Origin of the sequence: Engelhardtia mirabilis (assembly GCF_007748095.1) — a bacterium.
In the GTDB taxonomy this organism is placed as follows: domain Bacteria; phylum Planctomycetota; class UBA1135; order UBA1135.
Map to the genome: position 1 here is coordinate 1,421,281 of NZ_CP036287.1, position 15,223 is coordinate 1,436,503.

10 protein-coding genes are annotated in these 15,223 nt (G+C 71.0%); 6 read left to right on the forward strand and 4 right to left on the reverse strand.

Annotation, left to right across the window (positions count from 1 at the left end):
* Positions 1–148 precede the first annotated feature (148 nt).
* A complete protein-coding gene (locus Pla133_RS05190; RefSeq protein WP_145063165.1) occupies positions 149–2,323 on the forward strand; it encodes a S9 family peptidase in 2,175 nt (724 codons plus the stop codon).
* A 33-nt stretch (positions 2,324–2,356) separates the two neighbouring features.
* Here the strand turns inward: Pla133_RS05190 and Pla133_RS05195 are convergent, their stop codons facing one another.
* Together Pla133_RS05195 and Pla133_RS05200 are read right to left on the reverse strand one after the other, a co-directional pair.
* The gene (locus tag Pla133_RS05195; RefSeq protein ID WP_419195429.1) at positions 2,357–3,334 is read right to left on the reverse strand and encodes a cation diffusion facilitator family transporter; all 978 of its coding nucleotides are present in this window, start codon (positions 3,332–3,334) and stop codon (positions 2,357–2,359) included.
* 216 nt (positions 3,335–3,550) lie between these two features.
* Complete coding sequence (locus Pla133_RS05200) at positions 3,551–4,030, reverse strand: nucleoside deaminase (RefSeq protein ID WP_145063170.1); 480 nt, start codon at positions 4,028–4,030, stop codon at positions 3,551–3,553.
* A gap of 117 nt (positions 4,031–4,147) precedes the next feature.
* On the opposite strand from Pla133_RS05200, the gene Pla133_RS05205 reads away from it, so the two are divergent.
* Together Pla133_RS05205 and Pla133_RS05210 are read left to right on the forward strand one after the other, a co-directional pair.
* Positions 4,148–5,131 carry a glutaminyl-peptide cyclotransferase gene (locus Pla133_RS05205; RefSeq protein ID WP_145063172.1) on the forward strand — a complete coding sequence of 328 codons (984 nt, stop codon included), beginning with the start codon at positions 4,148–4,150 and terminating at the stop codon, positions 5,129–5,131.
* 95 nt (positions 5,132–5,226) lie between these two features.
* On the forward strand, positions 5,227–6,216 hold the full coding sequence (locus tag Pla133_RS05210) for an SGNH/GDSL hydrolase family protein (RefSeq protein WP_145063174.1): 990 nt from the start codon (positions 5,227–5,229) through the stop codon (positions 6,214–6,216).
* Positions 6,217–6,226: 10 nt separating this feature from the next.
* On the opposite strand, the gene Pla133_RS05215 is transcribed toward Pla133_RS05210, so the two are convergent.
* Both Pla133_RS05215 and Pla133_RS05220 read right to left on the reverse strand, forming a co-directional pair.
* Positions 6,227–7,222, reverse strand: a complete 996-nt coding sequence (locus Pla133_RS05215; RefSeq protein WP_145063176.1) for an SPFH domain-containing protein — start codon at positions 7,220–7,222, stop codon at positions 6,227–6,229.
* Positions 7,219–8,007, reverse strand: a complete 789-nt coding sequence (locus tag Pla133_RS05220) for an SPFH domain-containing protein (protein WP_145063178.1) — start codon at positions 8,005–8,007, stop codon at positions 7,219–7,221. Before Pla133_RS05220 ends, Pla133_RS05215 begins: the two co-directional genes overlap by 4 nt.
* Positions 8,008–8,450: 443 nt before the next feature.
* Here Pla133_RS05220 and fusA point away from each other — a divergent pair, with 443 nt between their 5' ends.
* From fusA to Pla133_RS05235, 3 genes are all read left to right on the forward strand, one after another.
* Positions 8,451–10,520 (forward strand): elongation factor G, encoded by a 2,070-nt coding sequence (gene fusA / locus Pla133_RS05225; RefSeq protein ID WP_145063180.1) that lies wholly within the window; start codon positions 8,451–8,453, stop codon positions 10,518–10,520.
* 172 nt (positions 10,521–10,692) lie between these two features.
* Positions 10,693–11,730, forward strand: coding sequence for a hypothetical protein (locus tag Pla133_RS05230; protein ID WP_145063182.1), 1,038 nt, complete (start codon positions 10,693–10,695; stop codon positions 11,728–11,730).
* A 294-nt stretch (positions 11,731–12,024) separates the two neighbouring features.
* Positions 12,025–15,192 carry a S1 RNA-binding domain-containing protein gene (locus Pla133_RS05235; protein WP_419192154.1) on the forward strand — a complete coding sequence of 1,056 codons (3,168 nt, stop codon included), beginning with the start codon at positions 12,025–12,027 and terminating at the stop codon, positions 15,190–15,192.
* Positions 15,193–15,223: the final 31 nt, after the last annotated feature.

The following is a 15,223-nucleotide window of genomic DNA, read 5'->3' on the forward strand; positions in this document are numbered from 1 at the left end:
CGAACAGAACGGGAACCGACACCTGAAGGAACGCAAACCGACTTCCAAGCCCCGGGGAAAGAACCGAATTTGTCGCTCCTGGTCCGGAAGTCCGGCGCAACCCCGGCGCAACCGCCGCTCGTTATGCTGCGCGGCCCCGAGGACCCCCATGCACCTATTCGCACACCTGACCGTCATCGCGGCCCTGGCCGCCCCGTCCCACCTCCAGGAAGCGCCGGACGCGCAGGCGCAGACGATCCAGCGCCTGACCATCGAAGACGTCCTGCAGGGGGTGGGCTGGACCACCCGAGCCGAGGGGGTGCGCTGGGCCTGGGACGGGCTGCACCTCGCGGTGGGCGAGGGGGATCAAGCTGTCTGGCTGGACCCGGCGACCCTCGAGGAGGTCCCGGCCCTGGCCGAACCGGAGGAGGTGGAGGACGAGGCGGCGCGGCCGCCGCGCCTGCGGGTGCGCGAGAACGAGCTGGTGCTCGAGCGCCCCGGGGCCGGTGAGGACGGCGAGACCCAGCGCACGGTCCTGACCACGGACGGGGGCAACAAGTCGCTCGCGACCCTCAGCCCCGACGGCAGCCGAGCCTCCTACGTACGCGACGGCGACCTGCTTGTCGTGCCGGCCACGGGCGGCGAGAGCTGGGCCGTGGCCGCGGCGTCGGGCGAGGAGGTCCTCGAGGGCGTCCTCGACTGGGTCTACCAGGAGGAGATCTACGGTCGCGGCGACTTCCGCGGCCACTGGTGGAGCCCGGACAGCGCCTCCCTGGCCTTCCTGCGCCTGGACCAGCGCGAGGTGCCGGTCTTCCCGATCGTCGACCACATTCCGAACGACTTCCTGCAGGGCCAGCGCGGCGCCGAGCTCGAGTTGACCCGCTACCCCAAGTCCGGCGATTCGAATCCCGTCGTCGGCGTGGGCCTGGCGCGCCCGGGCGACCGCACGGTCCGCTACATCGACCTGTCGGCCTATCCGGAGGACCTGTTGGTGCTGCGCGTGGATTGGGCCCCGGACGGGCGGCTGCTGTTGACCCTCTCCGACCGCATCCAGACCTGGGCCGAGCTCGTCGCCGTGGACCCGCAGGCGGTGGATTCGCAGACCGTGCAGCCCACCACCCTGCTGCGCGAGGAGTCGGAGACCTGGGTCAACCGGCCCGAGCCACCCCTGTGGTTGAAGGACGGCTCGTTCCTGTGGCAGAGCGAGCGCAGCGGCTACCGGCACATCGAGCACCGCGCCGCGGACGGCTCGGTGGTGCGCGCGATCACCTCCGGGGACTGGCAGGTGCGCCGCATCCTCGAGGTCGATGAGGAGGCCGGAGTGCTCTGGTTCGAGGGCACCCGCGACGGGGCGATCGGCTCCAACGTCTACCGGGTCGGCCTCGACGGCCAGGGGCTGGTGCGCCTGACGCCCGGCAACGGCTGGCACTCGGCCCGCTTCGACGACGCGCGGCGCTACCTGGTCGACACCGTGTCGAGTGTCTCCGAGCCCCCGCACTCGCGCTTGGTCGACGGCGTCAGCGGCGAGGTTCTGCGCGAGTTCGCGCCGGCCAAGGTCGTTGCCGATCGGTCGTTCGTCGCGCCCCAGCGCTTGACCATCGTGGCGCGTGACGGCTATCCCTTGGACGCGACCGTGATCGTCCCCGCGAGCCGAACCGAGGGCGCGCGCCTGCCGGTCTTCCTGGACACCTACTCGGGCCCCGACGCGCCGACGGTAAGCAATCGCTGGCAGCCGAGCACCTGGCACCAGTTCCTGGCCCAGGAGGGCGTGATCGTGCTGCAGGTCAACGTGCGCACGGCCAGCGGCCGCGGACAGGCGCACACGGGGCTGGCCTACCGCCAGCTCGGGGTGGTCGAGCTGCGCGACCTGGAAGACGCCGTGGACCACGTGGTCGCGGCCTACGGCGCCGACCCGGCCCGGGTCGCGATCAGCGGTTGGAGCTACGGCGGATTCATGGCCGGCTTCGCCCTGACCCACTCGGACAAGTTCGCCCTGGGCTTCGCCGGCGCCGGCGTCCACGACTGGCAGCTCTACGACACGATCTACACGGAACGCTACATGTCGACGCCGATCGACAACCCCGAGGGCTATGCGGCCAGTTCGGTGATCGGCGCGGCCGGTGACCTCCAAGGTCACCTGGTGCTCATGCACGGCACCATGGACGACAACGTCCACATGCAGAACACCCTGGGTCTGGTCGACGCCCTGCAGCGGGCCGGCAAGGAGAACTTCGAGCTGATGCTCTACGTCAACTCGAGGCACGGCGTTCGCAGCCCGCACCTGACGCGCTACCGCTGGCGCGTGTTGCGCGAGCGCTTCGGGCTCGGCCAGGACGGGCTCTGATCCGGGGCGCTCGGGCGCGGGCTGGCGCGGCGTTCAGTTCGCGGGGTCCGGGACCCCTGCGCGGCTCTGGTTCTCGGTGTGTGCCACCACGTCGTCCAGGCGGTGCTCGTCCACGTCGGCCGGGTCCTGGTGCACCAGCACGTCGCTCGAAGGGTAGACAGAGCGCACCCGCGCGATGACCTCGTCGGCCACGTGGTGGGCCTCGCCGAGGCGCATCTGGGGGTCGAGTTCCAAGTGCAATTCGATGAACATGCTGGCGCCCGCCGCGCGGGTGCGAAGGTCGTGCAGCCCCTGCACCTTGGGCACCGACCGCACCAGGTCCTCGATGCGACTGCGGTCGGAATCCGGCAGCTCGCGGTCCATCAATTCGTCCACGGCGCGGCGCGCGACGCCCCAGGCCGTCGCGGCCAGGTAGATCGCGACCAGGGCGCCCATCACGGGGTCGATCCAGGGCGTGTTGGTCCAGTGCTCGACGGCCAGGGCCGCCATCACGGCGAAGGCCGAGAGGAAGTCGGTCACGTAGTGGGCCAGGTCGCCGCTGATCGCGATCGAGCCGGTCTCGCGCACCACGTGCCGCTGGTACAGGACCAGGGCGCCGGTCAGGACCAGGGACAGGACCATCACGCCCAACCCCAGCCCTGTCGACACGACGGGTTCCGGATGACTCAGTGAGCGCCAGGCCTCGGTCACGACGAAGACGGCGGAGCCCGCGATCAACGTGGCCTGGACCAGGCTCGACAGGGCCTCGGCCTTGCCGTGGCCGAAGCGGTGGTCGGCGTCGGGCGGCCGCTGGGCCTTGCGGACGCTGAACAGGGTCAGGGCCGAGGCGGCCAGGTCGGCCAGGCTGTCCACCAGCGACGCCAGGATCGAGACCGAGCCGGTGATCAACGCCGCCCCGAGCTTGGCTGCCACCAGGGCCGAGGCCACCGTCACGCTGGCGCGGGCGGCGCGGGTGCGCAGCTTCGCATCGCGCGCGAGCGCCGCGTTGCCTGGGCGATGGGGGTGGAGCACGGCGCCGGTCATCGGGACAGTCTGGCAGACCGGGCCCACAGCTCGAACCCTCGACCCGGGGGCCCGGGCCCGCGCCGCGGCGCTCGCGACGCTGCGCGAGCGGGCGCGCGAGGCGAGTGGGTGCCATCGGCGGCCTCGAGCGACTCCGCGATCGCGGCCTTCGGCACCGTCGTGGGGGCGGTCGATCGCGAGCCAGCCCCGAACGCGCCCCGGGGCTCAGTACGGCACGCGATCGGAGAAGCGCGCCCAGGCCTCGAAGGGGCCGCGGCCCTCGTCGGCCAGGCGGCGTTCGGTGGCCAGGCTGCGCTCGCCGGCGGGCAGGGGCAGCTCGTCGTAGAGCCGCGCGTCGTCGAAGCCGGCCGCCGCGGCGTCGTCGCGCCCGCCGGCGAAGACCAGGCGCTCGAGGCGCGACCAGTAGATCGCGCCCAGGCACATGGGGCAGGGCTCGCAGGAGCTGTAGAGCGTGCAGCCGGCGAGCAGGTGGGTCCCCAGGGATTCGCAGGCGGCGCGGATCGCGGTGACCTCCGCGTGGGCTGTCGGGTCGCAGCCGCTGACCACGCCGTTGGTCCCGCGGGCGATCACCTGGCCGTTCTTCACGATCACGGCGCCGAAGGGGCCGCCGCCCGAGCCAGCGGATTCGGTGGCGAGGCGCAGGGCTTCGCGCAGGTGGAGATCGTCGTCGGAGGGAACGGGCATGGGTTTGGCACAGATGGCGGCGAGAGACGTTAGCAGGACACGGAGCCCGAGAAACCCTCGCCGTGGCCGGAGCAGACTCCGGCTAGCATTGGCCGGCCCCGCCGCCAGGACGATTCCATGCCGAAACAAGCAGCCACCGAGTCTCATCGGAATCCATCTCCGGGACCCAGCCGGGGCCTGGTTCTCCTGCTCGTCACGATCTTCGGCGTCGGCGGCGGGATCAGCTGCGCCGGCTGCGCCAAGGCCGCCGATCCGGTGGTCGAGCACGGCGCTCCGACGGCGACGGGGCCGGGTGCGGCGAATGGCACGGGGGCGAATGGCACGGCGGCGAATGAATCGGCGGGGGGTGGTGTCGCCGAGCCCGTCCAACCGCAAGCGCCCCAGCCGGCCGTGGGCCCCGCGCCGGTGCACGGCTATCGAGTGCTGGCGGAGTTCACCCACGACTTCCGCTCCTTCACCCAGGGCCTCGTCTTCGCCGAGGGTCAGTTGTACGAGAGCGCCGGCAAGTACGCCGCGTCCGACCTGCGCCGGGTGGACCTGGTCACCGGTGAGGTGCTCGAGCGTCGGCGCCTGGCGGGGAACTACTTCGCCGAGGGACTGGCGGCCGTCGGCGAGCGGCTGATCCAACTGACCTGGCAGAACGGCAAGGCCTTCGTCTACGACCGCACGACCTTCGAGAAGATCGGCGAGTTCCCCCTCGCCGGCGAGGGTTGGGGCCTGACCTACGACGGCGAGCGGCTGATCCTGTCCGACGGCACCGAGTACCTGCGTTTCCTGGATCCGGAAACCTTCGCGCAGCTCGGGACTGTGCGCGTGACCGACGACGGCCGTCCGATTCAACGCATCAACGAACTGGAATTCGTGCGCGGCGAGGTCTGGGCCAACATCTGGCAGACGAATCGCATCGCGCGCATCGACCCGCAGACGGGTCGCGTCAACTCCTGGGTCGACCTGACGGGCATCATCGACGTGAACCCCGTCCTCGTGGGCGGCGAGCCCCAGAACGTGCTCAACGGGATCGCCTTCGAGCCGATCACGCAGCAGCTCTACGTGACAGGCAAGAACTGGCCCAAGCTGTTCCAGATCGAAGTCGTCGAGTGAGCGTGGCGCGCGCGGGCGAGGGAAGTGGGCCGCGCGGGGCCATTCGGCGTTGGACGCGCCGCTGTGTGTCGGTCGCGCTCGGGCTGGTACTGGGAATGCTCGCCCTGGAGCTGGGCGTGCGCCTGCTCGACCCCCTTGGAACGAGCTACTACCGCTCCACCAACCAGTACCTGCAACAGTCGGTGGTGCTCCCGCCCGACGCCGGTCGGCCCGATGGCCGGTTGTTCGAGAACGCGCCCGGTCGTTCGCTCGATTGCGGCACGTCGACCTTCGCCACCGACGGCGCGGGGCTGCGCGCGGCCGACGCCGACCAGCCCGCGCCCCGACCCCGCGCCCAGGCCACCGACGTGGGCCTGCGGATCCTGTTCCTCGGTGATTCGGTCACCCTCGGATGGGGGGTCGACTTCGAGCAGACCTGGGTCGCCACGATCGCGCGCGAAGCGCGCGCGCCCGACGGCCGCGCGGTGCAGACGCTCAACGCCGGCCACCTGCAGTACAACACCGTTCAACAGGTCGATTGGTTCTTCGCCCACGCCCAGGCCCTCGAGCCGGATCTGGTCGTGATCACGGCGGTGATGAACGACCTCGACGACGCCTACGCCTTGTACCTGGCGTACATGGACCAGCTGGCGAGCGCCGAGCAAGACTCGCCGACGCTGCTCGAGCGCTGCACGACGGCCTTCCACACGCACTTCCACGGCTTGGCCGGCCTGCTGCAGTACCGGCGCGAGATGCGGGCGCCGTCCGCGCCGGCGCCCTCCGCCGGGGTACCGATCGAAGAGCGGGAGGACTACCGCGCGGGCTGGCCCAAGGCCGAGGCGGCGCTCGATCGGCTGCGCGGGGCCTGCGTCGCCGCCGGGGTCCCGCTGGTCGTCTTCGACCACACCACGCCGCGCCTGCCCGGCTACCGCGAGTGGTGCGAGCGGACCGGAGTGCCCTGGTACGACCTGGCCTTCACGCCGGAAGAGTGGGCGCGCCCGATCCGCAACTCCGCCGCCGACGCCCACGCCAACGCCGCCGGCAACCGGCTGCTGGCGGACAAGGCCCTGGCGGCCCTGCGGGACCTCGGCGCGATCGCCCGCTGAGAGCCGCGGTTCAGTTGCCGGCCGAGACCGACCAGGGCCGCGCGATCCCGCGGTCCGCGGCCAGGCGGGCCTTCTTCTTGGACTCGGCCACCGCGGAGGCCCGGGCCCGGGCCAGGGCTCGGCCCTTGAGCCCCTTGAAGGGGACGTCGGCCTTGGCGGCGCGCCGGTGCAGGACCTCGACCCGGCGGCGGTAGCGCGACTGGACCTCGCGCTGCAGGGCGCGGCGCTGGCGCCGACGTGGGAAGTGGGGCGTGCCGACCAGGGCGATGGCCGAGCCGCCCGGCGCGCCCTCGGCGATCAGCCCCGCCGCGCGCTGGCGCTCGTGGACGCGTTCGCGCAGCTGGATCAGGGCCAGGGTGCGGGGCGAGGGTGCGATGCTCTGGAAGCCCGCGCGCTCGACCACGACGCCCCAGGGCTCGAGCCAGCGGGCCATCTTCAACGCCAGCTCGTCGTCGATCTTCTCCGACACCCGCAGCTCGGCGCGGTCCCGCTCGCGCAGGACCTCCCAGACCGAGATCGCGAGGGCGTCGCGCATGCCCTGCTGCAGGTCGCCGATCTCCACCAGTGAGCGGGTGATGTCGACCGTGCGCCAGACCAGGGTGGCGTGGACGCGGTAGACCAGCCCGTCGAGGGTCGCCACCTTCTGGTCCTGCAGGTCCAGGGTGCGGTGCCGGGTGGGCATGATCCGCACGACCTGCAGGAAGGGGATCAGGAAGTGGAAGCCGGGCTCGATCACCTTCCTGGCGCGGCCGAAGCTGAACAGCAGCCCTTGGGTGCCCGTGCGCACGGTGACGCCCATGGCACGCATCAGGGCGTAGACGGCCGCGAAGGCGGCCAAGGGATGCTCGCGGGCCTGCTCGATGACCCAACTGAGCACCAGGTCCGGCAGGCCCCGCAGGAAGCTCTTGAGCTGCAGCAGGAAGCCGGGCTCCGCGGCCGCCTCGGGGTCGTCGACGGGAACCAGGACCTCGGGCGGTCCGCCCGTCTGGGCCCAATTGCGATTCACGATCGGCTCGCGCCCGCGCCGTCGGAGGCGCCTTCCTCATCGTCCTCGGAGCCGTCCTCGCCCTCTTGCAGGTCGCTGCGATCGACCTTCTTGGCGCTGCCGGCCTCGGCCTCGGCCGCGATTCGGGCGGCCTCCGCGGCCAGGGCCCGGCGACCCTCCCGCAGGCCCGGGACGTCGCGCTCGGGGTGGGTGGTGACCACCGCGCCGGTGACCAGGGCCACGGCGGCGTCCCCGGGGAGACCGCTGGCGCTCAGGTGCCCGTAGAGCTGGAGCCGCTCGCGCGCCAAGAGGTCCAACTGGGTGATCTCGAGGGTGGCCGGCGACGGGGAGAGGTTCGAGAAGCCGAGCTGCAGGATCTTCACACCCCACTGCGCCTCGACGATGGCCAGCTCGCCGCGGATGGCCTGGATCATCGCGTCGACGTCCCGGATCGTCTCGCGGGTCTGGGTGCTGACGATGCGCTGGATGGCCAGCACCACCCGATTCTGGAGGCCCTGGACCACGTCGTCGATCTCGATGATCGCCTTGTGGAGGTCGACGATCTGGTACAGGACCTTGGCGTCGACCTCGTAGACGAGGTCGTCCGAGAGCTGGATCACCTGGGGTTCGAGGTCCAGGGTCGTGTGGCGCGTGTCGGCCAGTTGAAAGCGCTGGACGATGGGCCACTTCCAGTGGACTCCCGGGCCGACCACGTGCTTGGCCCGGCCGAGGGTGAACTTGAGGGCGTGCTGGCCGTCGTAGACGACGACGAACACGCCGGTGATCGCCTGGAGGAAGTCGAGCAACACGCTGTGGGCAGTGGGTGGGGTTGGGAGAGCCGGCACGAAGGCTCGGCGCGGCTTCGGGAGCCCGGGATTCTGGCCGATGGGGGGGCCGCGAGCGAGACCCGGACCAAAGCTCCGCGGCTGGGTGTGGGTCGCGTCCGTTGACGGGGGGAGCCGCGGCGCTAGACTTTTCGGCTCGATTTACGGCGCGCGGTCCCCGGGACCCCCCTAGCTGGGGCCCTTGGTCCGCCCGTGCCGTGTCCGAGAGGATTCCCGTCGGTCGCCTCGCCGCGTGCCGGGAGTCCGACCGAGTCCGACCCGCCCCCGACCCGACCGAGCAGATCCCGACCCGGGCGCTTTCTCAGCCCGGCCCACTTCATCCTTCGGCTGGCCCCTTGCGGCAGCCCCCCCCGTCTCCCCGTCAATCCTCGGGGCGATCGATCAGCCCCGAGCCGTACCCGATCATGAGCGCCAAGCGTCTGACCAAGCACCGCAACATCGGCATCATGGCCCACATCGATGCCGGTAAGACCACCGTCACCGAGCGGATCCTGTTCATCACGAACAAGATCCACAAGACGGGCGAGGTCCACGAGGGCGCCGCGACGATGGACTTCCTCGAGGAAGAGCAGAAGCGCGGGATCACGATCCAGTCCGCCGCCACGACGACGGAGTGGAAGGGCTACACGGTCAACATCATCGACACTCCCGGGCACGTGGACTTCACGGCCGAGGTGGAGCGCTCGCTGCGCGTGCTCGACGGCGCCATCGCGGTGTTCGACGGGGTGCAGGGCGTCGAGGCCCAATCCGAGACGGTCTGGCGCCAGGCCGACCGCTACAAGGTCCCGCGTATCTGCTTGATCAACAAGCTCGACCGCGTCGGCGCCGACTTCGACTACTCGGCCGGCACCATCGCCGACCGCCTGGGTGCGCGCCCGGTCTCGATCCAGATGCCCGTGGGCAAGGAGAAGGACTTCAACGGCATCATCGACCTCGTGGAGATGAAGTACTACGAGTTCGACGAGGAGGCCAAGGGCAAGAACTTCCGCGTGCTCGAGATCCCGGCCGAGCTGCTCGACGAGGCGAAGATGCGTCGCCACGACGTGTGCGAGAACGCCGCCGAGTTCGACGAGGAAATGCTCGACCTGTTCGTCGAGGACAAGGAGATCTCCCCGGAGATGCTCAAGAACGCCCTGCGCCGCGGCTGCCTCTCGATGGAGATCACGCCCGTGCTGTGCGGTTCGGCCCTCAAGGACAAGGGCGTGGCCCTGATGCTCGACGCGGTCATCGACCTGCTGCCGAGCCCCCTGGACGTGCCGCCGGTCGTGGGCGAGGTCCCGCGCAGCGAGGGTGAGATGGTCACCCGCAAGGCCGACGAGTCCGAGCCCATGTGCGCCATGGCGTTCAAGACCGTCGCCGAGCCGACGGGCGACCTTACCTTCGTGCGCGTCTACTCCGGCACGCTCGAGAAGGGCACGACCTACCTCAACCCGCGCACGGGCAAGCGTGAGCGCATCGGGCGCCTCTTGCGCGTGCACGCTGACAAGCGCGAGGCCATCGACTCGATCCCGGTCGGCGACATCGCCGCCGTGATCGGCCTCAAGAACACGATCACCGGTGACACCCTCTGCAACGAGGACCACCCTATCGCCCTGTCGAAGATCGACTTCCCGGACGGCGTCATCGCGATGTCGCTCGAGCCCAAGAGCTCCCAGGACCGCGACAAGCTCGGCGACATCATCGGTCGCATGATGCGCGAGGACCCGACCTTCCGCGCCAGCACCAACGAGGAGACCGGCGAGCTGGTGATCTCGGGCATGGGCGAGCTGCACCTGGAGGTGCTCGTCAACCGGATCCAGAACGAGCACCGCTGCGAGGTCATCACCGGTGCGCCCAAGGTCGCGTACAAGCAGCGCCTGACGCGCGTGCTCGAGACCGAGGCGCGCTTCGTCAAGCAGTCCGGTGGCCGCGGTAAGTTCGCCGTCGTCAGCGTGCGCTTCGAGCCGACCGAGGACCCGACCAAGGTCTACGAGTTCGTCAACGGCGTGAAGGGCGGCAACGTCCCGCGCGAGTTCATCCCCAGCGTCGGCCACGGCATCGACCAGGCCGTTTCCGGCGGCGGGCGCAACGGCTACCCCTACGTGGGCGTCAAGGCGACCCTGTTCGACGGCAAGGCCCACGACGTCGACTCGGACCAGCTGTCCTTCGAGCAGGCCGGCATCCTGGCCTTCCGCCAGGCCAGCGAGAACAACACGACCCTGCTCGAGCCGGTCATGAAGATCGAGGTCCGCGTGCCCGAGGAGTTCCTCGGCGCGGTCGTCGGCGACCTCAACTCCCGCCGCGGCGAGATCGGCGAGGTCGATGCCCAGGGCGACCTGCGCGTCGTGCGCGGCATGGTTCCGATCGCCGAGATGTTCGCCTACTCGAGCTCCCTGCGGGGCGCGACCCAGGGCCGCGGCTCCTTCTCGATGGAGCTCGCCGAGTACCGCCCGGTCCCGCGCAACATCGCCGACAAGGTCCTGGCCGGCGAGTGAGCGGTTGGCGGCGGCTGCCGCCGGATCGGGGACCGAACTCTTACCGGGGTTCGACCCAGCGCGCGCCCGCGCTGCCGCCCGGCAGCGGGGGCGCGCGTCGTTCGGGCAACCTCGATCGAGGGGGGGGCGCGCGCTCGCGGAGGCCGGTTGCGGTGACTAGACTCTGCCCACCATGACGCGCAGTGCCCGTAGAAGATGGACAGCGGACCTCGAGTCCGAGATCGACGGTCTCGCCCTGAGCGCCCAGGGACCGGTGGTCCTGCACGTCTACGACCCGCCGGCCGGCGGCAAGTGGATCGACGACGCGATCCCCGGCAAGGTCGGGGCCTTCGATCGCCAGACCGGCGAGCGCCTGTGGGTCTCGCCCTGCGAGGTCGGCTACGGGCGCGGTTTCGGCGCCGGTATCGGCGAGGAGAGCGAGCTGGTGATCCTCGGCCCGAGCCAGGGCGGACATCGGATGGTCCGCATGTCCCTGGACGACGGCGTGCTGCTGGGCGTGGAGTCGGTGCCGGAGTTCGACGAGGCCCTGGTCTCGCCGGATCTGTGTATCTGCGTCGGCCTGAAGGCGATCACCGCCGTGCACACCACGCCGATGGTCGAGTCCTGGCGCGTCGCCGGCGCCGGGCGCCGCTTCCACCGCGCGGCGCGGGCCGGAAACATGCTGTATGTCGTCTATTCGACCAAGGACAGCCGCCACCAGGGCGTGCTCGCCATGCGCGTCGACAACGGCAAGCTGATCCGCGAGCTGGTCGAGCCCAACCAGCCGGCGATCCACGACCTGTGCGCCGGCGAGGGGGTCTTCGCGATCGTGGTCGAGGACCTGGAGTCGGCCCTGCCCCCCGAGGCGGCCCGTGACTTCGCCCTGCGCCAACTGACCCGCGAGGACGTCGACCACGACTTCGCGGCCAGCGGCCCGACGCCCGGCCTGGTGGTGCACGAGGCCGATTCGGGCGAGCGCCCCATGTGGTACGAGCCGCTCGGCGCGACCCCCGCCGGCGATGATCTGGGCGAGGCGAGCGTGGCGATCGACAGCGGCAAGCTCTACCTGGCCCGGGGCGCCTTGCTGTCGGTCCGGGACGTGCTGACCGGGCGCCTGCTGGGGGAACTGGCGGTTCCCGGTCTCGACGAGCACGTGGCCTGGAGCGTCAAGAACGGGGCCTTCCTGCTCGCCGAGGAGACCCGGGTCTCGGTCTACGAGATCCCCGACTGATTCGGTCCAGGCAGGACTGACGCCGGGCACGTCCGTCCCGCGGCCCGACCTGGCGCCCGTGCCGAGTCCGTGCCGGCGCGGTTCACGGCGCGGCGCGGCGGCGGTCCAAGCGGGTCGCTCCCAGCGCCGGGCCCCGGATCCTCCGCGAGGGTTCGCAGCCGTCCGCCCCTGGAGCCGGCGCGGCGCTACCATGTCGGGCCGCATTCCCTAGACGGCCGCGCTGCACGCAGCGTGGACCGTGGGCCCAGCGCTCCACTGCGTCTCGGGCTCGTCAACGCCAAGAGAGTCTTCCAAGTGACCTCGACGCCTATTCTGGACACGCTGGCCAAGGAGTTCTCCTCCGACGCCGAGCGCATCCGACGCATCCTCGACCTGCTCGCCGCCGGTCTGCTCCCGCACCACATCGCCCGCTACCGTCGCGAAGACGCCGGTGGATTGAGCGAAGGCCACCTGCGCCGACTCGTGCGGCGCTACCAGGAACTCGAAGAGCTCGATCGACGCCGCGCGTCGATTCGGCGGCAGTTCGACTCGCTCGACGAAAAGCCGAGCCGGGTCGTCGAACTGCTCGAGCGAACCGTCGACAGGTTCGAACTCGAAGACCTGTACCTGCCCTTCCGCCGCCCGGAACCCGAAGTGCAACTCGCGCTGGACCGGGGCCTGGGGGAGTTGGCCGACAGGCTGGTGGCCAAGGTCCCGGCGACCAAGAAGCGCGGTGCCGATTCAGACGGTGCCGATTCCGAAGGTGCCGACGCGGAGGGTGACGCGCAGTCCACTTCGAGTGAAGGCCCTGCGGTCGAGACCGCGGTCGCGGATGACGGCGCCGCTGTCGCCTCGGCCGAAGTTCAGAGTCCGGTTCGAGGTGCAGCCGACGGCGCACCCGTCGACGCACCCGTCGACGCACCCGTCGACGCACCCGTCGACGCACCCGTCGACGCTGCCCCGGAAGTGATCGAGCCCAGTGTCGAAGCTGCCGCGGAGTCGGTTGCCGAGCCCACTGCAGTCAGCTCCCCCGAGGTCCACGCGCCCGAGGACGAAGCTGCTGCCGTGGCGGAAGCTCCGGCTATGGACGCCTCGGCGAATGGTGCTCCGGCCGACGGGGCTGTTGCGACCGAAGGCGGCATGCTCGCCGGCGAGGGCGCAGAGCAGGCAGCGACAGAGCAGGCAGCGACGGGCGCCGAGGGTGTTGCGTCGCAAGCTGCGGAGGCCAAGGCTGAAGCGTCCAAGGCTGGCGCAGAGCTTTCGCCCGAGGCCCAAGGTACGGCCCCCGTGGACCGTGGCCACGCGGCCGAGACGGTCGAGCTGACGGCCGAACTCGCGCGCCTGTGCAGCGAGTTCACTCGCCCCGACCGCGGCGTCCACACCGAGGACGAAGCCCTCGCAGGCGCCATGCGCGTGCTCGCCGATCGCCTCGGCCGCGACGCGCAGTTGCGAGGGCAGGTTCGCAAGGTGCTCCGCAAGCATGGGGTGCTCAGCGTTCGCGCCGGGTCGAACAGTCAGCGCGTGGGGCGTCACAAGGCGCTGCTCAAGGTCTCCCAGCCCATGCGGCAGATCCAAGGGCACCGCCTGCTGACGATCCGCCAGGCCCAACGCGAGCGTGCCGTCACCACGGTGGTCGAGTTCGACCAGTCCCGCGCCCTGCCCAAGGTGCGCGCGGCCCTGGGGCGTCACACCGACGCGCGCTTCGAGAGCGTGCTCGACACGGTCGCCAAGAACGCGCTCGATCGCCGGCTGTTGCCGATGCTCGAGGCCGATGTGCGCCTCGAGCTGAAGGAGCGCGGCGACGAGGAGGCCCTGCGCTTCCTGAGCCAGCACCTGCGTCAGATCCTCCTGACCCCGCCCCTGGCGCCGCGACCGGTGGCCGGGTTGCACGTGGGCGCGAAGCAGGAGTGGACGATTACCCCGATCGACATCCACGGCAATGCCGTCGGCGAGCCAGTGATGCTCGAGACAGCCGGCGTCGAGGACGTCGACCTGGCCGAGCAGCTCGGGGCGGCCATGCGCGAGCGCGACGCCCACTGGATCGCGGTGGGCAGCGGTCGCGAGTCCCGCCCGGCGGTGCTGCGACTGCGCAAGCTGATCTCGATCCTGGGCGCCGACGCGACGGTGGCCGTGGTCAACGAGGGCGGGCTCTCGGGCTACGTCAACGGCGAGGCCTGCCGCAAGGAGCTCGACGGTCTCACCATGCAGACCCGCTGGGGCGTAGCCATCGCGCGCCGCTTGTTGGATCCCCTGACGGAGCTGCTGAAGGTCGAGGCCCGTCACCTGGGTCTGGGCTTCGAGCAGGGCTTGGTCAGCAAGGCCAACCTGAAGCGCGTGCTCGAGGAGACCAGCGAGTCCTGCGTCGCGCTGGTCGGCTGCGACGTCAACCGGGCGCCGGAGCACTTCCTGAAGTGGGTTCCCGGGCTCGACGATGCCGCCGTGGCCCGCATTCTTGCGGCGCGGGCCGAGCAGCCCTTCACCAGCCGCGACGACCTGCGCGAGCGCGCGGCGATTGACGAGGTGCAGTGGCAGAACGCGGCGAGTTGCCTGCGCGTGCTGTCGTCGAAGGAGCCCCTGGACCACACCTCGATCCACCCGGACCAGTACGCCATCGCCAACCGCGTGCTGGAGGCCACGGGCCAGCCGGCCGATCAGGTCTTCGGTCGACCGGGTGGCCTCAAGGGGCTGCGCCGGGTCGATTTCGAAGTGGACGAGGGCACCTGGCGTGACCTGGCGCGGGAGATCGCGCACCCCGGACGGGACGCGCGACCGCGGCTCTTCCCGCCCAAGCTGCTCGTGCCCGATACCGATCCGGCGACGCTCGAGAAGGGGCAGGTGGTCGAGGGTTTCGTGACCAACGTCGCGAACTTCGGCGCCTTCGTCGATCTGGGCATCGAGCGAGAGGGCCTCGTCCACATCAGCGAGATCACCTCGCGCTACGTGCGCGACGCCCGCGAGTTGCTCTCGGTCGGCCAGGCCGTGCGCGCCCGCGTCAGCGAGGTCGGCGGTCCGCGCATCGCCCTGTCGCTCAAGGATGTGCCCGATCGTGAGCGGCCCCCGCGCGGGGACCGTCGCGGCAGTGGTCCGCGCCGGGATGCTCGCCGTGGCGAGCCCCGTGGCGAGGGACGTGGTGACGGGCGCGGCGACTCCCGGGGCGGTCCGCGTCGCGGCGGTCCGCGCGAGGCCTGGCCGGAGCCCGATCGTCAGGTGCGCGTGGCCCGAGTGCGTCGCGACGGCATGCCCGGCAAGGGCGACAGCGGCCGCGGGGGTCGCGGTGGGCCCGGCGGTGGCGGTCCTGGCGGTGGCGGGCGTGGTCCTGGCCGTGGACCCGGTCGCGGCCGCGGTGAACGCAGTGACGGCGAGGGCGGGCGGCAGGAAGTCGCCGCGTACTTGCCCAAGAAGGGGCAGGCCGACAAGGGCCACAACCCCTTCGCCCGCTTCTTCGTCGAAGGGCAGAAGCCCGGCGACGAGTCGAAGGACTGAGCGCGAATGCGACGCGGCCGCACAGGTGCGG

Excerpts from the sequence above, each read along its gene's own strand:
- Pla133_RS05205 (WP_145063172.1), top strand. The coding sequence starts at position 4,148 with ATGCCGAAACAAGCAGCCACCGAGTCTCATCGGAATCCATCTCCGGGA.
- Pla133_RS05190 (WP_145063165.1), top strand. The coding sequence starts at position 149 with ATGCACCTATTCGCACACCTGACCGTCATCGCGGCCCTGGCCGCCCCG.
- Pla133_RS05210 (WP_145063174.1), top strand. The coding sequence starts at position 5,227 with ATGCTCGCCCTGGAGCTGGGCGTGCGCCTGCTCGACCCCCTTGGAACG.
- Pla133_RS05200 (WP_145063170.1), bottom strand. The coding sequence starts at position 4,030 with ATGCCCGTTCCCTCCGACGACGATCTCCACCTGCGCGAAGCCCTGCGC.
- Pla133_RS05230 (WP_145063182.1), top strand. The coding sequence starts at position 10,693 with ATGACGCGCAGTGCCCGTAGAAGATGGACAGCGGACCTCGAGTCCGAG.
- fusA (WP_145063180.1), top strand. The coding sequence starts at position 8,451 with ATGAGCGCCAAGCGTCTGACCAAGCACCGCAACATCGGCATCATGGCC.